At 61.7% G+C, this 21,985-nt stretch carries 24 protein-coding genes; 8 read left to right on the forward strand and 16 right to left on the reverse strand.

Features of this window, described 5'->3' with window-relative positions:
* The first annotated feature begins 23 nt into the window (after positions 1 to 23).
* Complete coding sequence (gene ade, locus J2046_RS17970) at positions 24 to 1,718, forward strand: adenine deaminase (protein WP_210054143.1); 1,695 nt, start codon at positions 24 to 26, stop codon at positions 1,716 to 1,718.
* Positions 1,719 to 1,886 (forward strand): hypothetical protein, encoded by a 168-nt coding sequence (locus tag J2046_RS17975; RefSeq protein ID WP_210054145.1) that lies wholly within the window; start codon positions 1,719 to 1,721, stop codon positions 1,884 to 1,886. It abuts the gene before it with no gap.
* A gap of 1 nt (position 1,887) precedes the next feature.
* Here the strand turns inward: J2046_RS17975 and J2046_RS17980 are convergent, their stop codons facing one another.
* Positions 1,888 to 2,238 carry an Atu4866 domain-containing protein gene (locus J2046_RS17980; protein ID WP_210054147.1) on the reverse strand — a complete coding sequence of 117 codons (351 nt, stop codon included), beginning with the start codon at positions 2,236 to 2,238 and terminating at the stop codon, positions 1,888 to 1,890.
* Positions 2,231 to 2,368, reverse strand: a complete 138-nt coding sequence (locus tag J2046_RS17985) for a hypothetical protein (protein WP_161784744.1) — start codon at positions 2,366 to 2,368, stop codon at positions 2,231 to 2,233. Before J2046_RS17985 ends, J2046_RS17980 begins: the two co-directional genes overlap by 8 nt.
* Positions 2,369 to 2,579: 211 nt before the next feature.
* Between J2046_RS17985 and J2046_RS17990 the strand changes: the two genes are divergently transcribed.
* Complete coding sequence (locus J2046_RS17990) at positions 2,580 to 3,482, forward strand: AraC family transcriptional regulator (protein WP_210054149.1); 903 nt, start codon at positions 2,580 to 2,582, stop codon at positions 3,480 to 3,482.
* A 58-nt stretch (positions 3,483 to 3,540) separates the two neighbouring features.
* Here the strand turns inward: J2046_RS17990 and bglA are convergent, their stop codons facing one another.
* Positions 3,541 to 5,190, reverse strand: a complete 1,650-nt coding sequence (bglA, locus tag J2046_RS17995) for a beta-galactosidase BglA (protein WP_210054151.1) — start codon at positions 5,188 to 5,190, stop codon at positions 3,541 to 3,543.
* A 144-nt stretch (positions 5,191 to 5,334) separates the two neighbouring features.
* Here bglA and J2046_RS18000 point away from each other — a divergent pair, with 144 nt between their 5' ends.
* Positions 5,335 to 6,249 carry a sugar kinase gene (locus J2046_RS18000; protein WP_210054153.1) on the forward strand — a complete coding sequence of 305 codons (915 nt, stop codon included), beginning with the start codon at positions 5,335 to 5,337 and terminating at the stop codon, positions 6,247 to 6,249.
* Here the strand turns inward: J2046_RS18000 and J2046_RS18005 are convergent.
* Positions 6,224 to 6,646, reverse strand: a complete 423-nt coding sequence (locus J2046_RS18005; RefSeq protein WP_210054154.1) for an OsmC family protein — start codon at positions 6,644 to 6,646, stop codon at positions 6,224 to 6,226. The two genes, J2046_RS18000 and J2046_RS18005, sit on opposite strands and share 26 nt — an antisense overlap.
* A gap of 166 nt (positions 6,647 to 6,812) precedes the next feature.
* Here J2046_RS18005 and J2046_RS18010 point away from each other — a divergent pair, with 166 nt between their 5' ends.
* The gene (locus tag J2046_RS18010; protein ID WP_210054156.1) at positions 6,813 to 7,877 is read left to right on the forward strand and encodes a glycosyltransferase family 4 protein; all 1,065 of its coding nucleotides are present in this window, start codon (positions 6,813 to 6,815) and stop codon (positions 7,875 to 7,877) included.
* 209 nt (positions 7,878 to 8,086) lie between these two features.
* Here the strand turns inward: J2046_RS18010 and der are convergent, their stop codons facing one another.
* Positions 8,087 to 9,517, reverse strand: a complete 1,431-nt coding sequence (gene der / locus J2046_RS18015; protein WP_210054158.1) for a ribosome biogenesis GTPase Der — start codon at positions 9,515 to 9,517, stop codon at positions 8,087 to 8,089.
* A 31-nt stretch (positions 9,518 to 9,548) separates the two neighbouring features.
* Positions 9,549 to 10,223 (reverse strand): tetratricopeptide repeat protein, encoded by a 675-nt coding sequence (locus tag J2046_RS18020; protein ID WP_037148165.1) that lies wholly within the window; start codon positions 10,221 to 10,223, stop codon positions 9,549 to 9,551.
* Between the two features lie 194 nt (positions 10,224 to 10,417).
* Here J2046_RS18020 and J2046_RS18025 point away from each other — a divergent pair, with 194 nt between their 5' ends.
* Positions 10,418 to 11,404 carry a polysaccharide deacetylase family protein gene (locus J2046_RS18025; RefSeq protein WP_210054160.1) on the forward strand — a complete coding sequence of 329 codons (987 nt, stop codon included), beginning with the start codon at positions 10,418 to 10,420 and terminating at the stop codon, positions 11,402 to 11,404.
* Positions 11,405 to 11,795: 391 nt separating this feature from the next.
* On the opposite strand, the gene sbmA is transcribed toward J2046_RS18025, so the two are convergent.
* Together sbmA and J2046_RS18035 are read right to left on the reverse strand one after the other, a co-directional pair.
* On the reverse strand, positions 11,796 to 13,067 hold the full coding sequence (gene sbmA, locus J2046_RS18030; RefSeq protein ID WP_210054162.1) for a peptide antibiotic transporter SbmA: 1,272 nt from the start codon (positions 13,065 to 13,067) through the stop codon (positions 11,796 to 11,798).
* A gap of 172 nt (positions 13,068 to 13,239) precedes the next feature.
* Positions 13,240 to 14,415, reverse strand: coding sequence for a YbfB/YjiJ family MFS transporter (locus tag J2046_RS18035; RefSeq protein WP_210054164.1), 1,176 nt, complete (start codon positions 14,413 to 14,415; stop codon positions 13,240 to 13,242).
* Positions 14,416 to 14,612: 197 nt separating this feature from the next.
* Here J2046_RS18035 and J2046_RS18040 point away from each other — a divergent pair, with 197 nt between their 5' ends.
* On the forward strand, positions 14,613 to 14,828 hold the full coding sequence (locus J2046_RS18040; RefSeq protein ID WP_210054166.1) for a hypothetical protein: 216 nt from the start codon (positions 14,613 to 14,615) through the stop codon (positions 14,826 to 14,828).
* Between the two features lie 31 nt (positions 14,829 to 14,859).
* Here the strand turns inward: J2046_RS18040 and map are convergent, their stop codons facing one another.
* The 4 genes from map to J2046_RS18060 all read right to left on the reverse strand — a co-directional run bounded on the left by map (position 14,860) and on the right by J2046_RS18060 (position 17,967).
* Positions 14,860 to 15,615 carry a type I methionyl aminopeptidase gene (map, locus tag J2046_RS18045; RefSeq protein ID WP_210054168.1) on the reverse strand — a complete coding sequence of 252 codons (756 nt, stop codon included), beginning with the start codon at positions 15,613 to 15,615 and terminating at the stop codon, positions 14,860 to 14,862.
* A 14-nt stretch (positions 15,616 to 15,629) separates the two neighbouring features.
* Positions 15,630 to 16,697, reverse strand: a complete 1,068-nt coding sequence (locus tag J2046_RS18050; RefSeq protein WP_210054170.1) for an LLM class flavin-dependent oxidoreductase — start codon at positions 16,695 to 16,697, stop codon at positions 15,630 to 15,632.
* A 162-nt stretch (positions 16,698 to 16,859) separates the two neighbouring features.
* Positions 16,860 to 17,333 carry a nuclear transport factor 2 family protein gene (locus tag J2046_RS18055; RefSeq protein WP_210054172.1) on the reverse strand — a complete coding sequence of 158 codons (474 nt, stop codon included), beginning with the start codon at positions 17,331 to 17,333 and terminating at the stop codon, positions 16,860 to 16,862.
* 1 nt (position 17,334) lies between these two features.
* Positions 17,335 to 17,967, reverse strand: coding sequence for a pyridoxamine 5'-phosphate oxidase family protein (locus J2046_RS18060; RefSeq protein ID WP_210054174.1), 633 nt, complete (start codon positions 17,965 to 17,967; stop codon positions 17,335 to 17,337).
* Positions 17,968 to 18,094: 127 nt separating this feature from the next.
* On the opposite strand from J2046_RS18060, the gene J2046_RS18065 reads away from it, so the two are divergent.
* Complete coding sequence (locus J2046_RS18065; RefSeq protein WP_210054176.1) at positions 18,095 to 19,003, forward strand: LysR family transcriptional regulator; 909 nt, start codon at positions 18,095 to 18,097, stop codon at positions 19,001 to 19,003.
* Positions 19,004 to 19,098: 95 nt separating this feature from the next.
* Here J2046_RS18065 and J2046_RS18070 read toward each other — a convergent pair whose 3' ends face one another.
* From J2046_RS18070 to J2046_RS18085, 4 genes are all read right to left on the reverse strand, one after another.
* Positions 19,099 to 19,569, reverse strand: coding sequence for an SRPBCC family protein (locus tag J2046_RS18070; protein WP_210054178.1), 471 nt, complete (start codon positions 19,567 to 19,569; stop codon positions 19,099 to 19,101).
* A gap of 279 nt (positions 19,570 to 19,848) precedes the next feature.
* Positions 19,849 to 20,091 (reverse strand): hypothetical protein, encoded by a 243-nt coding sequence (locus tag J2046_RS18075; RefSeq protein WP_210054180.1) that lies wholly within the window; start codon positions 20,089 to 20,091, stop codon positions 19,849 to 19,851.
* Between the two features lie 211 nt (positions 20,092 to 20,302).
* Complete coding sequence (locus tag J2046_RS18080) at positions 20,303 to 21,556, reverse strand: RNA polymerase sigma factor (RefSeq protein ID WP_210054182.1); 1,254 nt, start codon at positions 21,554 to 21,556, stop codon at positions 20,303 to 20,305.
* Complete coding sequence (locus J2046_RS18085) at positions 21,553 to 21,927, reverse strand: YciI family protein (RefSeq protein ID WP_210054184.1); 375 nt, start codon at positions 21,925 to 21,927, stop codon at positions 21,553 to 21,555. The genes J2046_RS18080 and J2046_RS18085 overlap by 4 nt, the downstream gene beginning before the upstream one ends.
* Between the last annotated feature and the right edge of the window lie 58 nt (positions 21,928 to 21,985).

Genomic DNA, 21,985 nt, shown 5'->3' on the forward strand with positions numbered 1-21,985 from the left:
CGATTCAACGCCAGGAGCCTGCCATGACCAGCCGCCTCGAAACCTTGATCGACCAGGGCACGGGTCGCGAGCCCGCCGATATCGTCCTGAAGGGCGGGAGGTTCTTCGACCTCGTCACCGGCGAAATCGTCGCTTCCGACATCGCCATCTGCCGGGATCGCATCGTCGGCACCTGCGGTTCCTACAAGGGCAACGAAGAGATCGACATTTCGGGAAGGCTCGTCGTGCCGGGCTTCATCGACACGCATCTCCACATCGAAAGCTCGCTGGTCACCCCGCACGAATTCGACCGTTGCGTGCTGCCCTATGGGGTGACGACGGCGATCTGCGATCCTCATGAGATCGCCAATGTCATCGGCACGGAAGGTATCCGGTTTTTCCTGGATTCCTCGCTCGAAACCATCATGGATATCCGCGTCCAGCTTTCCTCCTGCGTGCCGGCAACGCATCTGGAAACCGCCGGAGCCGACCTGCCGATCGAAAAACTGCTCCCCTTCCGGAATCACCCGAAGGTCATCGGGCTCGCCGAATTCATGAACTTCCCGGGCGTCATCCACAAGGACCCGGTCTGCCTCGCCAAGCTCGACGCCTTTTACGGCGACCATATCGACGGCCACGCCCCGCTGCTCGGCGGCAACGACCTGAATGGCTATCTTGCCGCCGGCATCCGCACCGAGCATGAATGCACCACCGCCGAAGAAGCTCTCGAAAAGATCCGCAAGGGCATGCACATCCTCGTGCGCGAAGGCTCGGTCTCAAAGGACCTGCATGCGCTGATGCCGATCATCACCGAGCGGCTGTCGCCCTTTCTGGCGCTCTGCACCGACGACCGCAACCCGCTCGACATCGCCGAACAGGGCCATCTGGACTACATGATCCGCACGGCGATCGCCAACGGCATCGAACCGCTCGCCATCTATCGCGCTGCCTCGATCTCCGCCGCGCGCGCCTTCGGGCTTCGCGACCGCGGCCTCGTGGCGCCCGGCTGGCGGGCCGATCTCGTCGTCATCGACAGCCTCAGGAACTGCAAGGCGGAAATGGTCTTCTCGGCCGGTCGCAAGGTGACGGACGAGCTTTTTGCGACCCGTAAGCCGGTGGCGGCGGTCGGCCTCGACAGCGTCAAGGCTAGGTCGGTCGAAGCTGCCCATTTCGTCGTACCTGCCACCCAGGGCGAAACATCGGTCATCGGCGTCCTGCCGGGCAAGATCATCACCGAGCATCGCCGCTACGAACTCCCGTCCTTCGGCAACGAGACCGGCATCGATCTCGACCGCGACATCATCAAGGTCGCCGTGATCGAACGCCACGGCAAGAACGGCAACCACGCCAACGGCTTCGTGCAGGGTTTCGGGCTGAGGAAGGGCGCGATCGCCTCGACCGTCGGGCACGACAGCCACAATATCTGCGTTGTCGGCGTCGACGAGGAAGACATGGCGCATGCCGCCAATCGCCTTGGCGAAATCCACGGGGGGTTTGTCGTGGTCGAAGGCGGCAAGGTGACCGGCGAGATTGCGCTTCCCATAGCCGGCCTCATGAGCCTCGAACCCTATGAGACCGTGCGCGACACTTTGCACCACCTCAGGAAAGCGGCCTATGCACTCGGCACGACGCTCCAAGAACCCTTCCTGCAGGTCGCCTTCCTGCCGCTGCCCGTCATCCCGCACCTGAAGATCTCTGACATGGGCCTGGTGGATGTCGATCGGTTTGCGTTGATTTGAATGTGCTTTGCACTCGAAAGCTTTTCGGCATGGTTCGAGGAGTTTCAAGTTGCGCGCTGGGATGAGCAGATCGAAGCCGACTCCGCAGCCGGCAAGCTCGATGCTCTCGCTGACGGGGCGCTCGCAGATTTCCGCTCGCATGCCGATTATGACAGACTGACCAACTGACCTACCTCCGCCTCAGCACCATCCCTGCGTGATAGAGAACACCGTCGCGGAAATCGCCGTCGGCGGTAAAGCCGGTGTCATCCTTGTAGTCGATATGGTCGCCGGTCGCCCAATACCGGCCCTCATAGGCCTTCTCACGTGAGCCGCGCGCCTCGACATAACGAGCGTTCGGCGGGAGTTCGTGGCGGATATGATTGTCCTCGGTCACCCGCATGCCGACATAGCGGTGGTCGCTCATGGTCTTCTCCTCGTCTTTGATCTCATGCGCGAACGCGGTAAAGGTCGCGATGAAGGCGAATGCCGCAGCACAGGCGGCAAACGCGAACAGCCGCCCGAAACACCGGTCAACCATTGAGATATTCCCGTCTCAGCCACCGTTCGCGGCGGCCGCGGTCTGCCAGGCCCAACCGCTTGAAGAAGGTGCCGGCGAAACCGGCGGCCCAATGAAAGGGGCTTTCGAGTAAGCGCTGGAAGTTGCTCATCACCGTCTCCTTTTCCGTCCGGGTTCTGTCAATCGGACGAGATGGAATATGGCGGAAACCGAGGTCGAGGTGGTAGACCAGTCCTCCGGCATGATTGCACGATCCTCCGAAGATGATTTGAAATGGCCGCGCACGCCACCCATATGGACTTTGCGCCCGACAAGCAGGACCGTCGATTTCGGGTATTTCCAGGACAAGAGAGAGCCACCAGATGGACAAGATCGCCAAACTTGCCGAACTGATTGCACAAAACACCGAAGGCGATGGAGTTCTCGAAACCGCCATCCCGCGCCTTTCGGTCATCCGCATGTCGAAGCCGACCGAGCCGTTGCATGCCATCCATCAGCCATCGGTCTGCATCATCGCGCAAGGGGCAAAGCAGGTCATGCTGGCCGACCAGATCTTCCGTTACAGCCCCGGCCGGTATCTGGTCGTCTCGGCCGATATGCCCGTCACCGGACAGGTCATCGAGGCGAGCGAGGACAAGCCCTATCTCTGCCTCCGGCTCGATCTCGACATGAAGCTCCTGAGCGATATGCTGGTCGAGATGCCGCATGCCTTCGGCTCATCCGCGTCCCCCTGCAAATGTGTGGGCGTTTGCGAAACCACGCAGGAATTCCTGGACGCCGCGATCCGGATGGCGCAGCTCCTCGACCGGCCTGACGAGATCGCCTTTCTTGCGCCGCTCATCGAGCGCGAGCTGATGTTCCGCATGCTGCGCGGCGGTCAGGCGGAGATGATCCGCCAGATGCTCGCGCCGGAAAGCCGGCTGCAGCAGGTCAACCGCGCGATTGCCTGGATCCGCCAGAATTTCGCCGCTCCCTTCTCGATCGAGCAGGTCGCCACGGAGGCGCGCATGAGCACATCCTCGCTGCACCAGCATTTTCGCGAGGTGACGGCGATGAGCCCGCTGCAATACCAGAAGCAGCTTCGCCTGCAGGAGGCCCGCCGGCTGATCCTCGGCAACGCGATGGATGCCGCGACTGCCGCTCACAGCGTCGGTTATGACAGCCCTTCGCAGTTCAGCCGCGAATACCGCCGTCTCTTCGGCGCTCCGCCGATCAAGGACATAGCGCGGCTGAGAAGCGAGCCTGCCCGCTACGCCCAGGCTTGATACATGCCGCCAAAGGCGGCCGCCCGTCTTGGGATGACGACATGGACATCAAGATTGATCACACCCGCGCGCAGAACATGTCCAAGGCATCGAGCCTCACCACGCCCTTTTCAAGCCGCGACGCAAAGCCAGGTGGCGATACCGGCAGGCAATCGCCGAGCCGCTTGGGCAGCGTGTAATCCTGCGGCATGCGTGTCAGATTGAAGACGAAGAGCAGGCTTTCACCACCCTTCTCCCTCACAAAGGCGAGCAGGTCCTGATTGGTGTCGAGGAAAGTCATGTCCCCATCAGTGAGCGGCGGGTGCGCCTTTCGGAAGGCCAGCGTCGCCCGGTAATGGTGGAGCACGGAAGCCGGATCGGCCTCCTGCACGTCGACGGCGCGCGCGGCGTGTTCGCGCGGTACCGGAAGCCAGGTCTTGGCTCCCTCCGTGAAGCCGGCATGCGGCGCACCCGCCTCCCATACCATCGGCGTACGGCATCCGTCGCGTCCCTTGAAGGCCGGCCAGAAGCGGATGCCATAGGGGTCGCGCAGATCCTCGTAGGAAAGTTCCGCCTCTGTCAGCCCCAGTTCCTCCCCCTGATAGAGGCAGATCGAACCGCGCAGCACCGAAAGAAGCGTGATCGACAGCTTTGCGACGCGGTCCTGTTCTTCCGGCGCCTCGATGAAGCGGGTGACGTGCCGCACCACGTCGTGGTTGGAAAAGGCCCAGCAGACCCAACCGTTGGTGACCGTGTCCTGCACGGTCGTCATCACCTTGCGGATATAGGCCGCGGAGAAGGCCGGACCGAGCAGATCGAACGTGTAGCACATGTGCAGCTTGTCGTTGCCGCTCGTATAGATCGCCAGCGTCGTCAGTGAACGCGGTCCATCGCCCACTTCGCCCACGGTCGCTCGCCCCTCATAGCTGTCGAGCAACGCCCTCAACCGCTTCAGGAACCCGATATTTTCCGGCTGGCTCTTGTCGTAGAGGTGATTTTGCATGGAATAGGGATTGGTGTCCGTCTCCATGCCCGCCCCTTCGGTGTCATAGACCATCGGCGGATTGTTGCGAAGTTGCTTGTCGTGGAAATAGTAGTTGACGGTATCGAGCCGGAACCCGTCCACGCCGCGGTCCAGCCAGAACTTCACCGTGTCCAGCACCGCCTCCTGGACCTCCGGGTTGTGGTAATTGAGGTCCGGTTGGGAGATCAGGAAGTTGTGCATGTAATATTGCTTGCGCACTCCGTCCCATTCCCAACCGGGGCCTCCGAAGATCGAAAGCCAATTGTTGGGCACCGTCCCATCTGCCTTGGGGTCCGCCCAGACATACCAGTCCGCCTTGGGATTGGTGCGGCTTGAGCGGCTTTCGACAAACCAGGGATGCCGGTCGGACGTATGGCTGATGACCTGGTCGATGATCACTTTCAGTCCCAGACGATGGGCTTCAATCATCATCTCGTCGAAGTCCGCCAGCGTGCCGAACATCGGATCGACATTGCAGTAATCGGAAACGTCGTATCCCATGTCCGCCATCGGCGAGGTGAAGAACGGCGACAGCCAGATGGCGTCGACGCCGAGGGAGGCGATATGCGGCAGACGGGCGGTGATCCCCTTGATGTCGCCGAGTCCATCGCCGCTCGTGTCCTGGAAGGAACGCGGATAGATCTGGTAGATCACTGCGCCGCGCCACCAATTCGCGTCGGTTCTGTTCACCGCTTCAGTCGCCATGTCTCGACTCTCCTTTCTCCTTTGTTCCCGCCCAACCTAGTGCCCCCGGAACAAAAGACAACGCAAAAGCAAGGCCCTGACCGCTCTTGCCATCTTCGGCACTTCGGCCTATGCGACTTGGTCGAGATACCGGAGGGAACGAAAATGGGCGGGCGGCTTCTTTCGATCGGCGAATGCATGGTGGAACTGTCGCAGGCAGGCGAAGGACTGCTGCGCAAGGGTTTTGCCGGTGACACGTTCAACACCGCCTGGTATGCGCGTGCCTGCCTTCCGGCAGAGTGGACGGTGGAATATTTCACCGCGCTTGGTGACGATCCGCTCTCGTCCGAAATGCTCGTCTTCATGAAGGAGGCCGGCATCGGCACCGGCCATATCCGCCGTATCGAAGGTAAGACGCTAGGCCTTTACCTTATCACGCTGAAGAACGGCGAACGCACTTTCAGCTACTGGCGCGATACGGCGGCCGCCAGGAAGCTTGCCGATGATCCAGACCATCTCCGGGCAGCAATCGAGGCCGCCGACATCATCTATTTCTCGGGCATAACGCTCGGCATACTCGACCGGCAAGCGGTAGAAACCCTGCTTTCCGAACTGCGCCGCGCCAGGGCGGCGGGCAAACAGGTGGCTTTCGATCCAAACATCCGCTCGCGCCTCTGGACGGAGAGGGACACGATGCTGAAGACGATCGAGGCCGGCGCCCGTGCTGCCAATCTGGTGCTGCCGAGCTTCGACGACGAGACGACCCATTTCGGCGACATCACCGTCGCCGATACCATCGCCCGCTATCATGCGCTGGGAGTCGAGAACGTCGTCGTGAAGAACGGCGCAGAAGGCATTACCTTGAGCTTCGGCGGTTCCGCGGCAATCCACGTTCCGGCCGTGCCGACCCTGCAGATCGTCGACACGACCAGCGCCGGGGACAGCTTCAACGGCGCGTTTCTGTCGCGCCTCGTGCGGGGCGTCTCGCCTGCGGAAGCCGCGACCTATGGCGCGAGCATCGCCTCCGTCGTTATCGGCCACCATGGCGCGCTGATCAGCCCGGCGTTGCTGCCGGGGTGATCCGAAACGAAACAGGAAATCCCTTCATCACGGAGTTCGCGACCGTGCACACGTTTCTGGCACGATCGATCAGAACGCCCGTATCGGAGCCGTCGCTCGACGTGCAGGTGACGTCGATCTCCGCGCCTACAGCGATAAGCGGCGTCCCCTCAAGCTGCAGAGTGACGCGCACGGCGATCTCGTCGATCTCGGCGCCCATGTCGTGCGCGACATAGCGCAGGTCGTTGCAGAAGCAACCGCCGATCGCAAGCGCCAGAAGCTGTCCGCCGTTGAAACCCAACCCCTGCCCTCCGGCCTTTCCGTCGGGCCGGTCAACGACAAGCGTATGACTGCCGGCCCATCCCATCGCCGCCTCGGTTCCGGCGACATTGCGAAGCTCTATGAGCGAAGAGACCATGACACCCTCCCAAACAAGACATATCATTCCATCAATCGGTGCGGCGTTCAATCAACAGGCCTCCCCGCCCCTTCATCCTCCTGTAACAATCCTTTACGATAGAGGGCCGAAACGTATCCGTGGCAACCTGAGTCGCCGACGGAGCGGCAATCGGGCTGGGCCTCGCATGACCAGAATCACCATCGTGACGGATGCCTGGTATCCTCAGGTGAACGGCGTCGTCCGCTCCATCGAGAACACCAATCGGGAACTCGATCGCATGGGCGTCGAGGTGATGATGGTGACGCCGCAGGATTTCGCCAGCGTCCCCTGCCCCACCTATCCGGAAATCCGCCTTTCCGTTGCAAGCTATGGGCGGGTGGCCGCCGCGATCGAAGCGACGCAGCCGACCGCCGTCCACATCGCCACCGAAGGCCCGCTCGGACTTCTCGCCCGCCGCTGGTGCCTGAAGAAGCACGTGCCCTTCTCGACCAGCTACCATACGCGGTTCCCGGAATATGTGGCCGCCCGTTTCCCGGTTCCGCTGCGCTGGCTGCACGCCTTCGTGCGCTGGTTCCACAATGCCGGCAACGGCTGCATGGTGGCGACCGCCAGCCTGGAACGGGAGCTTTCCAAGCTCGGCATCCAGAACCTGCTCCGCTGGAGCCGCGGCATCGACCAGACGGTGTTCCACCCGATGGCGCTCGACGAGCGCCCGTTCAACCTGCCGCGCCCGATCTTCCTGACGGTCGGCCGGGTGGCGGTTGAAAAGAACCTGCCGGCCTTTCTCGACATCGACCTGCCCGGCTCGAAGGTCGTGGTCGGCGACGGGCCGGCCCGCGCCGATCTTCAGAGGCGGTATCCGAACGTGCTCTTCACCGGCATGAAGACGGGCGAGGACCTCGCCCACGCCTATGCGCAGGCCGATGTTTTCGTCTTCCCATCGAAGACCGATACATTCGGCAACACGATCCTGGAGGCCCTCGCAAGTGGCGTTCCAGTCGCCGCTTATCCCGTGACCGGGCCGATCGATATCATCGAGGAAGGGTCCGGCGCCGGAGCGCTCTCCGAGGATCTGCGCGAGGCCTGCCTTGCGGCGCTGAAATGCTCCCGCGAGAATGCGCGAAAGCTTGCCCGCAACTTCACCTGGGAAGCGGCATCAAAGCAATTCCTCAACAACGTCCTGATTGCGCAGGGCCGCACGCCGCGCCTCAAAGGCCCCTCGACCGGCACCCGGCCGTCAACAGCCTGAGCTGGCGTCGGCAGTCAGCCGGCCCGTTTGTCGCGCCAGACGAAAAAAGCGATGCTGCCGATTGCAAGACAGACGGATGCGGCAAGGCCGACGATGATCATGAATATCTCCTCCCACGCGCGAAAACTCCCGACCGCGCGATAATGTCGCAGTCGATCACGTGGCGGAAATAAAAGCAAGCTTGCCTGACAAACTCTGAAGGGATGCCGTTAGCGCTTCTTCTTCCGTCCCTCGAACGGGTTTTCGCCCGCCCTGAAATGCACGCGGATCGGCACGCCTGGCATCTGGAAATCGTTGCGCAGGCCGTTCACCAGATAACGCACGTAGCTTTCCGGCAGAGCCTCCGGACGCGTGCAGGAGATCATGAAGGCCGGCGGGCGGGTTTTCACCTGCGTCATGTATTTCAGTCTGACGCGGCGGCCGGAAACCGCTGGCGGCGGATGCTGCACCTGCACGCCGTCGAGCCAGCGGTTGAGCTTCGCCGTCGAGATGCGCTTGTTCCACACCCGGTCGGTCTCGATGATGTTCTGCATCAGCTTGTCGAGCCCGTAGCCCGTCTGGCCGGAGATCGGCACGGCGCGGATGCCGCGCGCCTGCGGCAGCAGCCGTTCCGTCTTTTCGCGCAGGTCGGCAAGTGTCGCCTGCACATCCTCGACAAGGTCCCATTTGTTGAAGGCGAGCACCGCCGCGCGACCCTCGCGGATGACGAGATCGACGATCTGCAGGTCCTGTTTCTCGAAGGGTATGGTCGCATCGAAGACGATCACCACCGTCTCCGCGAAGCGGATGGCGCGCAGCGCATCGGCGACGGAAAGCTTCTCCAGCTTCTCCTGCACCCTCGCCTTGCGGCGCATGCCGGCCGTATCGAACATCTTGATGGTGCGGCCGCGCCAGTCCCATTCGACCGAGATCGAGTCGCGGGTAATCCCCGCTTCCGGCCCCGTCAAGAGTCGGTCCTCGCCGAGAAAGCGGTTGATCAGGGTCGACTTGCCGGCATTCGGACGCCCGACGATCGCCACGCGCAGCGGCTTCGTTTCGTCATAGGCGGGCTCGGCGTCCTCCTCATCTCCCTCGCCTTCGCCGCCGGGAAGCCGCACATCGACATTCGTCTCGGCCTCTTCGTCCGACTCGGGAAAGGCCTTCTCCTCGCCGATCGCCTCAACGATCGCGTCGCGCAAATCGAGCATGCCCTCGCCGTGTTCGGCCGAGATCGGCACCGGCTCGCCCAGGCCCAGCGTGAAGGCATCGTAGAAACCGGCATCGGAGCCGCGGGCTTCCGACTTGTTGGCGACGAGCACCACCGGCTTGCCGCGCCTCCTCAGCATCCCGGCGAGCGCCTGGTCCACCGGCGTCAGCCCCGTCTTGGCATCGACCACGAAAAGCGAAAGATCCGCCTCGTCGATCGCCGCCTCGGTCTGCGCCCGCATGCGGCCCTGGAGCGTCTCAGGCCCCGCCTCTTCCAGACCCGCTGTGTCGACGATGCGGAACCTGAGGTCGATGAGCTTCGCATCGCCCGGACGGCGATCGCGGGTCACTCCCGGCGTATCGTCGACAAGCGCCAGCTTCTTTCCGACCAGCCGGTTGAAAAGCGTGGACTTGCCGACATTCGGGCGTCCAACGATGGCGACGGTAAAGCTCATCCTGTTTCCTTAAAGACCTGCAGGCAAAGAATTAAGAGGATGCTTTGCCGGAGGCGGTTATGTTGTCGAGCATGATCTGCGCGCGGTTTGCAATGTTGCGCGGCGCTGCAGCGTCGTTGGCGATCTGCTGGAACCATTCCTTGGCTTTTTTCATGTCGCCGGCCTTGTAGGCGGAAAGCCCGAGCGCCTCACGGGCGGAATTGGCGAGCGGATTGGCCGGAACGGCCATGGATTCCACTTCCGCCGCAACCTGTTCATAGGTGCCGGTATCGATGAGCAGCCAGGCGGCGCGCATCTTGGCAAGGTCTCGCATCGCCTGCGGCGCCTGTCCGTCCTTGCCGACCTCGGAGAAAGCTGCGATGGCAGCCGCCGTGTCACCCTTTGCCTGCTGGACGGAGGCAGCGCGCATCTTGGCGAGTACCGGATAGGCGCCGGTACCGTCCTTCTCCAGTGCCTCGAAAGCCGCAAGCGCCTCGTCTTGCTTGTTCTCCGACGCGAGTTTCAGCGCCGCCAGGAATTTGTCGCCGGACTGGGAGGAACTGTGCGTATCCCACCACTCGTAGCTCTCCTTGGCAATGGCGCCCCCGACGATCAGCACAACGATCGCAATCACCAGAGGCCGGAAGCGCTTCCAGGCATATTTCACCTGATCGGAGCGAAGCTCCTCATTCACCTCGCGGATAAAGCTATCGTCGTGCTGCGTCATCAAAGTCTCCGGCCCGGCGGCCTCAATCTCAAGAAGAAAGCGCCTTCTAGCCTATTTTCCCGAAGATGTAAGGCCCTTCTCACAAATCTCGGAAAGCTTGTTAACGGTGATGTCCCGGATGGCCTGTTCAAAGCTTCGCCTCATTCGGTCTTCATGAAGCAAGCTTCCTTTCCGTGCGATTCAGGTTTTCATTGATGCGTTTCTCCGCCCTCCCCCTCGCCCTCTGTCTTTCGCTAAGCCCCTTCAGCGCAAACGCAACGCAAAAGCCGAAGCAATCGGTGATAATCTCCTTCGACGGGGCGGGCGACAACGCGCTGTGGCAGAGAAGCCGCGATCTCGCCAACCGCACCAACGCGCATTTCACCTATTTTCTCTCCTGCACGCTGGTGATCGATCGCGCCAATGCGAAGAGCTACCAGGGGCCGCACCAGAGACGCGGCAAATCCAATATCGGCTTTGCGCAGACCGCTGAGGAAGCTCGCGGCAGGCTTGCTCACGTCTGGCAAGCGCATCTCGAAGGCCATGATATATCGAGCCATACCTGCGGCCATTTCGACGGCAAGGACTGGACGGCGGCCGATTGGGAAACCGAATTCACGACCTTTCATAATGTTCTGACCGACGCCTGGAAAATGGCCGGCGCGGAGGCCGAGGAGCCTGCCGGCTGGAAGGATTTTGTCAGAAACGGCATCGGCGGCTTCCGCGCACCCTATTTCTCCGTCAGCCCCGGCATGGTCGAGGCGGAGAGGAAAGCCGGTTTCCGATATGACGCGAGCCTCGTCACCAAGGGCCCGGCCATGCCCGAGGAAAAGGACGGGCTCATCCGCTTCGGCCTGCCGCTCATCCCGGAAGGCCCGTCGAACCGGCCGATCATCGCCATGGACTACAATCTCTTCATCCGCCATTCGGCCGGCATCGAGAATCCGAGCCGTTCGGCGGAGTTCGAGGAACGCGCCTATTCCGCCTTCAGGGCCGCCTTCGACCGGCAATATGACGGCAATCGCATCCCGCTCCAGATCGGCCTGCATTTCGTGGAGATGAATGGAGGCGCCTACTGGCAGGCCATGGAACGGCTGGTGACGGACGTCTGCGGAAAGGAGGACGTCGCCTGCGTCAGCTATTCGGAAGCGATCGCGATGCTGAAGGAACGCGGGAAGCAACAAGAAACATCGGGGCTTTGATCTCGGGACGCCCCTCCTGCCTGCCGCTAGAGGGGATGGATTCGTTACCGCGAGAGATCTTCCCTCAATCTCTCAACCACTTAGCGGCCTTCATTTCCCCGCCTCGTCCCCATCTTTTAAACCGGGCGCATAATGCTCCCCGTCATCGGATGGGAAACCGGGTTCTAGAACCGGCCTCCTCATCTGGCTCGAAGGGTCCGGTTTCCGGTGATGGTCGTGCCCAGGCGGCAGCGGAAGAACTGACACCTCTTTCAAAACCGTAAGACGCGATCGGGGCAGGCGGAAAGCCTGAATGCCCAATGCCGTTGAAATGCCCGTCTGCCCTTTTTCCCACCAAAACCGCACCGGACATGACATCCGGCGCGGCCAAACGTGCTGCGTTGAGAAAGGGTCAGTACGGCCGGTCGGCCGCAAGCTCGCCGACTTCGGCCTCGCGCTCCAGATAGTGCTTGTCGATCTCTGGCAGCGGCTCGTCATAAATCGCCGCTTCGAAGGCCTTGAGACGCTTGTAGATCGACATCAGCTCGACGATCGTCGTCCAGGAATTGATGAGGTATTGGAATGATGTACGCACCTGATCGAAGACATTGCCTACCTGGGTAAAGATGCCCAGCGTAACTTTCCCGGCCGCGATGGACGGGATCAGCACGAGCAGGCTGTAGAGATCGTCCGCGCGCAGGTAGAAGAAGCGGGCAATATTGAAATAGAGATAGTGGAAATAAAGACGGAAATAGTTTTTCCGCACATTCGCGAAAAGCTCCGCCACGGTCGCCGGCTGGGCGCGATCCTCATGATCTTCACCGTAAACCAGTTCCTTACGGTACGCAGCCTCGACGCGCTGATTGCGGAACTCAAGGCCAGGCAGCTTGATTCCCACGAGCGCCAGGAAAAGGGTACCAAACAGCGACCACAGGATCGCCGCCCAGACCAGCGCATGTGGGATTTCGCCAACAATCGGCAGTTCATTGATCGTATTTGAGAAGGAAAACAGCACCGGCATGAAGGCGATCAGCGTCATAATCGCCCTGACGAAACCAACGCCCAGTCCCTCGACAGTCAAGGAAAAGCGCATCGTATCTTCCTGCACGCGCTGCGAGGCGCCCTCGATGTGGCGCAGCTTGAACCAGTTCGCCATGTAAAAGTCGTTCATCGCCGTGCGCCAACGAAAGATGTAATGGCTGACAAAGAAAAGGTTCAGCACACTGACGGTGATGGAAACAAAGGCAATACCGGTGATGCCTAGAAGCCCGGTATAAAGCTGCTCTGCCGTAACCGGGGCGGTTTTCGCAAGCGCCTGCTGAACCAGGTCGTAGTAAGGTCCGTACCAGGCGTTGAACGCCACGCTCACCTGCACAGAAAAATAGGTAACGAATACGATCAGTGCGCTTCCCAGCACCGACCAATACTGCCACCGATGAGGCGCGTACAAAAACCAGAAGGCAGCAAAGATCGCAGTGGCCACGGCGTAATATAAATAGAACCAAAGGAACGGCCCCGACCAGAAAAGCGAGACGTCCACAGCTGCATTGGCATCACGCGGAGCGAAACCGATGGCTGGTCCAATTGCGCTTCCACCCGCATACCAGGACCCTATGACTACGATAGCCCATAACAAGGCCGAGATAAAAAACAGTTTCGGTCGGGGAAAGAAGGAGTGGAACACGGAGCTTTGGCTTTCCTGAGTTCGAGATCTCTGAAGGTCGGGAACGACTGTAGAGCGCGAAACTAAGGCAGTTCCAAGGGAGCGGCAATGGCCGCACGCCATCGTTACACAATTGTAACCGCGTGTTCAGGCAACGGTAATTGAGCGCTCGGAAAACCGTAATCCGGGACGTTCAGTCCGGCCGCCGCGCGACCGGCAGGGCGAGCAGGATGCATACGACAAGGGCTCCTGCGGCAAGCAGGGTCGCGGTAGCAAAACTGCCGGTCCGCTCCGCCACCCAGCCCGCCACCAGCGGGCCGATGATCTGACCAGTGCCGAAGGCGGCCGTCATGAAGGCGAGTGCGCGGCGCGGGCTTTCAGGAGACAACGTCCGGGCAATCTGCAGCCCGTAAGCCGTGACGACCATGAAGGTCGCGCCGAGCAGCAGCCCGCCGACAAGCGCGCCGGCCACGGGCGGCAGCAAGACGGAGCCCGCCACGCCGACCGCCTGGACCGCAAGCGCGGCGACATAGGCCTTGCCGAGCCCGCGCCGTTTGACCACCGGCCGCCAGACAATGAGCGAAACCGCTGCCGCCGTTCCCGTCAGGAACCAGGCGAGGAATTCGACGATCGGCCCCGCCGCCCCCATCCGCGCAATGGCGACAAGAAAGGTCGCGGTGATCACGTAACCGAAGCCGAACAGCCCGTAAGAGGCGGTGAGCAGCGTAAGCGGCATGCGCCATTCAAGGGGCGGCTCGACGACGGGTGCTTTGCCGAAGGTCGGCCGCGGCAGGAGCCAGAAGACAACGGCGAGCGCGACAAGCACGATGGCGGCACCGGCAATCCAGTTCAGACGCCAGCCATGCGCGCCGTCTCCGGCCATCGTGTTGACGGCGAGTACCAATGCCGACGAGAGCGCAATCCCCAGGCCGACACCGCCGAAATGCAGCACGTTCACATTGTCGCGTCCGGCGGCATAAGGCAGCACGATCGACGAGGAAAAAATCATGGAGAACGCGCTCGCGACGCCTGCCAGGAACCGGATCACGGTGAAAGCGAAGACCGATGTCGTCGCGGCCATGGCCGCCAGCAGGATCGCCGTCGCGAGCAAGCCGCCAAGCGCGACCTGCCGCTCGCGCCCGGTCGCCCAGCCATAGGCCGACAGGATCGCGCCCGCCAGATAACCGGCGAAATTGCCGGCGGCGATAGTACCCGCATCGGCAGCCGAAAGCGGAATACCCGTCATCATGCCCGGCAGGATCGGCGTGTAGAAGAAGCGCCCGAACCCCATGGCCGCGGCCATCGCAAGGGCGCCGGCAAAACCGATCAGCAGAGGCCTGCCGGAATAGCTCGTGTTCATCTGCAGCATGGTTCTCTTATCGCAGCCGCAGCATCAACCGACAAATGAGGAATTGTCATCGCTGCGATGAACAACGCTGATAACGGATTATCACGCAGTTGCCGCAACGATTTGATGCGGTGCAATGCGACTTTTGTCTTGTTGCTGACATGAATGAAGCACACTCTCCTGCCCATAGTTACCATCGGGGCCGTGGAGGTTGAGCCATGGAACAGGATCTGACCCTATCGGAAGTGCTTGTCGATCCGCTGATCGCCCAGTTGCGCGAGGCCGACCATGTCGGATATGCCGCTTTCGCGCAATTGATGGAGAGCGCCGCCCGCGTCAATAAGCGCCGGCTCGTGGCTCATCTGCATGAAGAACGCGTAGATGCCTTTTATGACCGGATGATTACCCTGTCGGAGAAGAACAGGCTGATTTAATCCTCATTCCCGCCCGGCGGAAATGGAACGCCTACGCAGCCAGCGTCAAAATTACCGGTCCGTTGCGGGTCACGACTACCGTGTGCTCGTATTGGACGGTCGGCGCCTGCGGGTCGCTGTAGAGCGTCCAGACATCGCCGTTGCCGCCGTCCTCGGCCCAGTCGGCGCCGAGCGACAGGAAGGGTTCCACGGTGAAGACCAGCCCTTCCTGCATGACGCGCCTCTCGCCGGGATCGGGCCAGGTCGGAATTTCCTTCGGCTCGTCGTGCAACGTCAGCCCGATGCCATGGCTCGAAAGATTGGTGATCAGCGTATAGCGGTTCTTCTTCGCGAACGCGCCGATCGCATTGCCGATGCCGGCGATCGGCTTGCCGGTCTTGACCTGCTGCAGGCCGGTCCACAGCGCCCGGCGGCCGTCGCGGCAAAGTTTCTCGATCTCGCGTTTGACCGGCGGCACGGCGTAAGAAGCGCCCGTATCTCCGAAGAACCCGTCCTTCACCGCCGACACGTCGATATTGACGAGATCGCCCGCCTTGATCACCCGGTCGCCCGGAATGCCGTGCGCCACTTCCTCGTTGACGCTGATGCAGGTCGCCGCCGGAAACTTGTAGCAGGTCTCCGGTGCGGACTGCGCGCCGTTGTCCTCCAGGACCTTGCGGCCGATATCGTCGAGTTCGCGGGTCGTGATGCCGGGCTCCAGCGCCTTGGCCATGGTCTCCACCGCCTGTGCGCAGAGCCGGCCGATGTCCTTCAGCCTCGCGAGTTCATGTTCGGTGGAGATGACCATGGCCTGCCCGTTCCTTATGCCTGTTGAGCGGCCGGTTTCGCGCCATCGGCCGAGCCCGTCAATTCTTTTCTGACGATGGGGGCGACTTTCGTGCCGTAAAGCTCGATGCCGCGCATGATCTGATCGTGCGGCATGGGCCCGATGGCCATCTGAAGGAGGAACCGGTCCATGCCGAACACCTTGTGCGCTGCGACAATCTTTTCGGCGACCAGTTCCGGCTCGCCGACGAAGAGATTGCCGAGCGGCCTGCGCGAGGCGTCGAAATGCGCCCGGCTGGTCGGTCCCCAGCCGCGCTCGCGGCCGATGCGGTTCATCACCTCCGCCTGCGGGCCGTAGAACTGGTCGGCGGCGGCTTCCGTCGTGTCGGCGATGAACCCGTGCACGTTGATGCTGGTCTTCAACACCGCCGGATCGTGGCCTGCGCGGCGCGCCGCCTCGCGATAGAGGTTGAAGAACGGAGCGAAACGCGGATACTCGCCGCCGATGATCGCGACCGCAAGCGGCAGGCCATAAGCCCCTGCCCGCGCGACCGACTGCGGCGTACCGCCGACCGCGATCCACACCGGCAGCGGGTCCTGCAATGGGCGCGGATAGACGCCGCGGCCGTGGATAGGCGCACGCTTCTCGCCTTCCCAGGTGACGATTTCCCTGTCGCGGATGGCGAGCAACAGGTCCAGCTTTTCCTCGAAAAGCTGGTCGTAATCACCAAGATCGTAGCCGAACAGCGGGAAGGATTCGATGAACGAGCCGCGGCCCGCCATGATCTCAGCCCGACCGTTCGAGATGAGGTCGAGGGTTGCGAACTGCTGGAAGACGCGCACCGGATCGTCGGAGGAGAGAACGGAGACGGCACTCGTCAGGCGGATGTTTTTCGTCCGGGCAGCCGCGGCGGCGAGAACCGTCGCAGGCGAGGAAATCACATAGTCCGGACGGTGATGCTCACCGAGCCCGAAGACATCGAGTCCGACCTGATCGGCAAGCTCAATCTCCTCGAGGAGGTTTCTGATCCGGCGCGCGCCTTCTGCGCCCTTGTCGAGCGCCGTGGCATCGACGTCACCGAAAGTATGCAGGCCGAGTTCCATGGTCGAAAGATCCGTTTGGTTGATGCCTTGAGAATGTGTCCGTCAGATAGTGACGTGACATCGTTCGCGCAAACGCTAATCTTTCGAAGGAACCGTTCGATGGATTGGATAGCCGCAGGTGCAACCGCCCCCCCGGGCCGAAGGTGGCGCGGCTGCAAAACCTCACAAGCCGAGCGCACTCAGCCCCGGATGGTCATTCGGCCGGCGGCCAAGCGGCCAGTGAAACCTGCGCTCCGCCTCGACGATCGGCGCATCGTTGATGCTGGCGATCCGCCGGCGCATCAGCCCGTGTGCGTCGAATTCCCAGTTCTCGTTGCCGTAGGAGCGGAACCAGTTGCCGCTGTCGTCATGCCATTCATAGGCAAAGCGGACGGCGATGCGGTTCTCGTGGAAGGCCCAGATCTCCTTGATGAGCCTGTAATCCAGCTCCCGCTCCCACTTGCGCGTCAGGAAGGCTTCGATCTCGGCACGCCCCTTGATGAACTCGGCACGGTTGCGCCATTGGCTGTCGACGGTATAGGCGAGCGCCACGCGGGCGGGGTCGCGGCTGTTCCAGGCATCTTCCGCGAGCCGCGCCTTCTGGGCAGCGGTTTCGAGCGTGAACGGCGGCAGCGGCGGACGATCGGCGGGTTCCATGTCATTCTCCTTGGGAAGAGGCGTTGGCGGAAGGGGCGTTGGCCTTGAGGGCCGCATTCTCGGTTTCGAGCAGGGCTATCCTCTGATGCAGGGCGGCAATACCCTCTTCGATATCGGCCATGGTGAAGCGCGGCGTTATGTGCTGCGGGCAGTTCCAGTCGAAGGCTTCAAGGTGAAACACCAACGCTCGCTCCACCTTCGCCCGATAATCCGGCACGGCCACTTTGGCGAGGATTGCGGGATCGGTGGAAATCTCGGCATGGGCGAAAATCTTCAGGCGGCTGCGGTTCGGATAGTCCATGAGAATGAGCGACACCCGATCGCTGGCCCCGAGGTTTCCAACGGAAATGTACTGCCGGTTGCCCCGGAAGTCGGCGCAGGCGAATGTCGTCGGGTCGAGTACCTGCAGGAAACCCGCCGGCCCGCCGCGATGCTGCACATAGGGCCAGCCGTTTTCGGAGACCGTCGCCATATAGAAACTGTCGCGCGCCGCGATGAATGCGGCTTCCGACGGGGTGAACCGGTCGAAGCTGCGGTCCTTGCCAGCAACCTCGAAATAGTCCCGGCTGCCGTTCGCCTCCTGGGCCGCCTTGACGCTCGGCGTCGAGACAAGGTCGAGAAATGTGTAAGCCATGTCACCTCCTTGGCACACGCCATCGCACCCCGCCGCCGGGATGTGGAATGCACTGAAGATAGCTTCTTTTGAAATTTTGAATAATCTCCTATTCTCGAAAGATATTGTCTCGAAAAATGAGAGGATCATGGACCGGTTCGAAGCGATGTCTATCCTGGTGGCGGCGGTGGAAACGGGTAGCCTTACGGCGGCGAGCCGCAAGCTGAACATCCCCTTGCCGACGGTCAGCCGCAAGCTTGCCGAACTGGAAGCCCATCTCGGCACCCGATTGCTTGCCCGCACGACGCGACATCTTGCATTGACCGATGCCGGCAGCGCCTATTTCCAGTCCTGCAAACGCATTCTTGACGAGGTGGGCGACGCGGAACGGACGGCAGCAGGAGAGCAGAGCGCGCCGCGCGGCGATCTCGTCGTCACCGCGCCGGTCGTCTTCGGACGGCTTCACGTCCTGCCGGTCGTCAACGATTTCCTGTCGCTCTATCCGGAAATCAACGTCCGGCTCGTGCTTTCGGACCGGAATATCGACCTGCTGGAGAACCAGGTCGATCTTGCCGTGCGGATCAGCCGGCTGCCCGACAGTTCGATGGTGGCGACAAAGGTCGGCGAGGTTCGGCGCGTTGTCTGCGGCAGTCCGGCGTTTTTCGGAAAATACGGTTTGCCCGCCAGCCCGAACGATCTTGCGGGCAAGCCCGGCGTCAGCTTCGATGCGCTGGGGCCGATGACATGGGCCTTCACGCGGTCCGGTAAGGGACGCAAGCAGAGTATCGAAGTCCGAACGAGGCTTTCGGTCAATACGGCGGAAGCAGCCCTCGACGCGGCGGTCGCCGGCGTCGGAATTACCCGTGTCCTCTCCTACCAGGCCGCCGGCCCCGTCAGGGAGGGATTGTTGCAGGTCGTGCTCGCGGATTTCGAGCCGCCCGCGCTGCCCGTCTACCTGCTGCACCAGATGCAGGGAACACTACCCTTCAAGATGCGCAGCTTCATCGATTTTGCAGCACCCCGACTGCGCCGGCGCCTGGACGAGATTTCGCGGTGACCGCGGCATACCTTTGAAAAGGGACTGTCGCAGATTGAATCAAAAATCGAGGAGATGGCGCCATCCCCCCGATTCGATTCGCATTTCGGGCAACCTCAGAATGTCTTGGCGATCTCTTCGAGCTGGCCGGCAACGATGCCCCAACCTTCATGAAAGCCCATTTCCTCATGAGCTTTTCTGTCCTCTTCCGTCCAGTGCAAGGCCGTCGCAGTATATTTCGTGCGGCCGTTGCCGAGATCCTCGAACTCCACGACAGCGGTCATGAACGGCTTTTCGGACGGCACCCAGGCGCTCGTATAGGCATCGGTAAAGACGAGCTTCTTGTTCGGCACCACTTCCAGATAGATGCCGTAATTGGGAATCTTCTCGCCCTCCGGCCCTTCCATCAGGATATAACTCGATCCGCCGGGACGGATGTCCATGCGGGCTTCGGTAACCTTCCATGGTTTCGGGCAGAACCATTCACCCATCCGCTCGGGCGTGGTCCAGGCCTTGTAGAGCTTGTCGGCCGGAACGTCCATTTCACGAACGAGTTGCAGCGAGTGCTTGGCGGCATTGGCATTCATTTTTGCTGTCTCCCTTGGGTTTTGAACAACATCTCATCCGATGTTGAACCTAGGACGTATAAACGGCACAAGATCCGACAACCGTGGCCCGGAATTTTTCGCCTTGCGGAAGAGGTTCCACGAGGCGGCCGGCGGCGGACGCTGTTGAAAGCACACATCACGCTACCACCAGATGGGTATTCGGGTGACTGGACTGCGCCAGACTTCGTTTGGAAATCGGGTTTCGAACCCAAGTTTGCCGATGAGAGCTAGCGGCTCTTCGCCGGAGGGGTGCGGAGACTAGAGACCGAAACCTCCGGGCGCTCCCGACTGGACGCCGATCGTGGGATCAACAAAGCCATGGTAGCCGAGGACGGGGACGCTGCACAGACGGTCGAGCTTTCCCGCGGGAGCGCCTCGATCACAGCCACCCCCCGTATTGTAGGAATAGGTGGGGATTTCATAGGTGCCGTTACTACCAGTTGCAGCGCAGGACGAGCATAGGACGGCGAGCAGAGCGTTTGCAGGAAGCTTGCCGGTCATGACCTACCTCCGATAGTCGGATTCGTATTGCCTGCTGAATTCGGTACAGCATCCGCTTTATAGCAGCATGCCTGCCTAAAGCGTAGTTGCGCTTAGGGAGTAGGTCTCTCTGTCGATCGAGGTAGCAGCCGTCATCCTGAACGCTCTCCCGTCGATGAGATCGTACTCGGGACTTCCGGATTGCTGGTCCATGGGCCTTGATTAGTCGCGGTCACTCCGCCGGAGAGGCGACGGCGCCGAGCTTGTCGATCTGCTGGCGGATATGGGCGCATTCGGCTGGTGAATTGGCAAGCGCGATCGCCCGGTCGAAGGCGACGCGGGCCTCTCCATTACGGCCGGCCTGCATCAGAAGCCCTCCCCTGACGCCATGGAAATAGAAGTAGCCGTCGAGTTTTTCGGCAAGCGGTGCGATCAAATCGAGCGCAGCCTCCGGTCCCTCCAGCTTCGAGACCGCGACGGCCCGGTTGAGGGTCACGACCGGCGATGGCTGGATTCGTTCGAGCAGGCCGTAAAGCATGTCGATCTCCTTCCAGTCTGTATCCTCCGGCCGGGCGGCGCGCGCATGCAGAGCCGAGATCGCCGCCTGCACCTGATAGGGACCGGGCTGCCGGTGGCGGATCGCCTTGTCGAGCAAGACCAGCGCCTCGCCGATCAGTTTGCGGTCCCATAGGCTGCGGTCCTGATCGTCGAGCAGGATGATCTGACCCTGCCCGTCGAACCGCGCCCTGGCGCGCGAATGCTGCAGCATCATCAACGCAGTAAGCCCCATGATCTCCGGCTCGGCCGGAAAGATGCGGAGCAGAAGCCGGCCGAGCCTTATCGCCTCCTCGCAGAAGGCGGCGTTGTCCGGATTGGTGATGCCGGCGGAATAACCCTCGTTGAACACGAGATAGATCATCGCCGCCACGATGCCGAGACGCTCGGCCCGCTCTGCCGGTCCCGGCGTCTCGAAGGGAACGCCGGCCTTTGCGACGCGTGCCTTGGCACGGGTGATGCGCTGCTCCATGGCCGCCTCGCTGACGAGAAAGGCGCGGGCGATCTGCGGCACGGTCAGGCCCGAAACGATCCTGAGCGCAAGCGCGATCTGCTGGGTGTTCGGCAGGTCCGGATGACAGCAGATGAACATCAGCCGCAGGATATCGTCGCGGTAATTGGAGTTGTCGAGCCGGTCGGCAAGGTCATTCTCGGCATCGGAGAGATCGGAAAAGGCGGTCTCCTCCGGCAGAGGGTCATTCTTGGAACGCTTGCGGACCGCATCGATGCCGCTGTTGCGGCCGACGAAGATCAGCCAGGCGGCGGGATCGCGCGGCGCCCCCTTGTCAGGCCAAGTGCGGATGGCGCGAAGACAAGCCTCCTGAAAGGCTTCTTCCGCCGTATCGAGATCGCGGAAGTAGCGAAGCAGGGCGCCAAGTGCCTGCGGTCGGGCCGCCGTCAGCGCAAGTTCGATCCAGGCGATATCTGTCATGTTTTCATTTCTCCCGGATGAAAGACGTAAAAGGGCCGGATCTCATAAGACGTCGAGCCCGGATTGACTGCGGAAAGCTGCTTGGAAAAGGCGATCGCTTCATCCAGCGTATCGACATCGACTGTGTAGAAGCCGAGCAGCGCTTCCTTGGTTTCGGCAAAGGGTCCGTCGAGCACCAGCGGCTCGTCCTTGCCCTTGCGGACCGTGGTGGCGGCCGTGGTCGGCATCAACCGGCCGGTGGGACCAAGCTTTCCGGCTCTCGCCATCGGTTCCTGGACGGCATGCAGTCTGGCCATGACAGCATCCTCCTCCTCCTTGGACCATGCAAAGACGGTTTCCTCATGGGCGTAGCAAAGGATGGCATAAAGCATGTCTGTCTCCTTCTCCTGTTGAAGACGAAGGAGTAACCGCAGAACCGACAGGACGCAT

Origin of the sequence: Neorhizobium petrolearium (assembly GCF_017873175.1) — a bacterium.
Classification (GTDB): domain Bacteria; phylum Pseudomonadota; class Alphaproteobacteria; order Rhizobiales; family Rhizobiaceae; genus Neorhizobium; species Neorhizobium petrolearium.

Bases quoted from the DNA above. Each gene is read 5' to 3' on its own strand.
- ade (WP_210054143.1), top strand. From the start codon at position 24: ATGACCAGCCGCCTCGAAACCTTGATCGACCAGGGCACGGGTCGCGAG.
- J2046_RS17975 (WP_210054145.1), top strand. From the start codon at position 1,719: ATGTGCTTTGCACTCGAAAGCTTTTCGGCATGGTTCGAGGAGTTTCAA.
- J2046_RS17980 (WP_210054147.1), bottom strand. From the start codon at position 2,238: ATGGTTGACCGGTGTTTCGGGCGGCTGTTCGCGTTTGCCGCCTGTGCT.
- J2046_RS17985 (WP_161784744.1), bottom strand. From the start codon at position 2,368: ATGAGCAACTTCCAGCGCTTACTCGAAAGCCCCTTTCATTGGGCCGCC.
- J2046_RS17990 (WP_210054149.1), top strand. From the start codon at position 2,580: ATGGACAAGATCGCCAAACTTGCCGAACTGATTGCACAAAACACCGAA.
- bglA (WP_210054151.1), bottom strand. From the start codon at position 5,190: ATGGCGACTGAAGCGGTGAACAGAACCGACGCGAATTGGTGGCGCGGC.
- J2046_RS18000 (WP_210054153.1), top strand. From the start codon at position 5,335: ATGGGCGGGCGGCTTCTTTCGATCGGCGAATGCATGGTGGAACTGTCG.
- J2046_RS18005 (WP_210054154.1), bottom strand. From the start codon at position 6,646: ATGGTCTCTTCGCTCATAGAGCTTCGCAATGTCGCCGGAACCGAGGCG.
- J2046_RS18010 (WP_210054156.1), top strand. From the start codon at position 6,813: ATGACCAGAATCACCATCGTGACGGATGCCTGGTATCCTCAGGTGAAC.
- der (WP_210054158.1), bottom strand. From the start codon at position 9,517: ATGAGCTTTACCGTCGCCATCGTTGGACGCCCGAATGTCGGCAAGTCC.
- J2046_RS18020 (WP_037148165.1), bottom strand. From the start codon at position 10,223: ATGACGCAGCACGACGATAGCTTTATCCGCGAGGTGAATGAGGAGCTT.
- J2046_RS18025 (WP_210054160.1), top strand. From the start codon at position 10,418: ATGCGTTTCTCCGCCCTCCCCCTCGCCCTCTGTCTTTCGCTAAGCCCC.
- J2046_RS18035 (WP_210054164.1), bottom strand. From the start codon at position 14,415: ATGCTGCAGATGAACACGAGCTATTCCGGCAGGCCTCTGCTGATCGGT.
- J2046_RS18040 (WP_210054166.1), top strand. From the start codon at position 14,613: ATGGAACAGGATCTGACCCTATCGGAAGTGCTTGTCGATCCGCTGATC.
- map (WP_210054168.1), bottom strand. From the start codon at position 15,615: ATGGTCATCTCCACCGAACATGAACTCGCGAGGCTGAAGGACATCGGC.
- J2046_RS18050 (WP_210054170.1), bottom strand. From the start codon at position 16,697: ATGGAACTCGGCCTGCATACTTTCGGTGACGTCGATGCCACGGCGCTC.
- J2046_RS18055 (WP_210054172.1), bottom strand. From the start codon at position 17,333: ATGGAACCCGCCGATCGTCCGCCGCTGCCGCCGTTCACGCTCGAAACC.
- J2046_RS18060 (WP_210054174.1), bottom strand. From the start codon at position 17,967: ATGGCTTACACATTTCTCGACCTTGTCTCGACGCCGAGCGTCAAGGCG.
- J2046_RS18065 (WP_210054176.1), top strand. From the start codon at position 18,095: ATGGACCGGTTCGAAGCGATGTCTATCCTGGTGGCGGCGGTGGAAACG.
- J2046_RS18070 (WP_210054178.1), bottom strand. From the start codon at position 19,569: ATGAATGCCAATGCCGCCAAGCACTCGCTGCAACTCGTTCGTGAAATG.
- J2046_RS18075 (WP_210054180.1), bottom strand. From the start codon at position 20,091: ATGACCGGCAAGCTTCCTGCAAACGCTCTGCTCGCCGTCCTATGCTCG.
- J2046_RS18080 (WP_210054182.1), bottom strand. From the start codon at position 21,556: ATGACAGATATCGCCTGGATCGAACTTGCGCTGACGGCGGCCCGACCG.
- J2046_RS18085 (WP_210054184.1), bottom strand. From the start codon at position 21,927: ATGCTTTATGCCATCCTTTGCTACGCCCATGAGGAAACCGTCTTTGCA.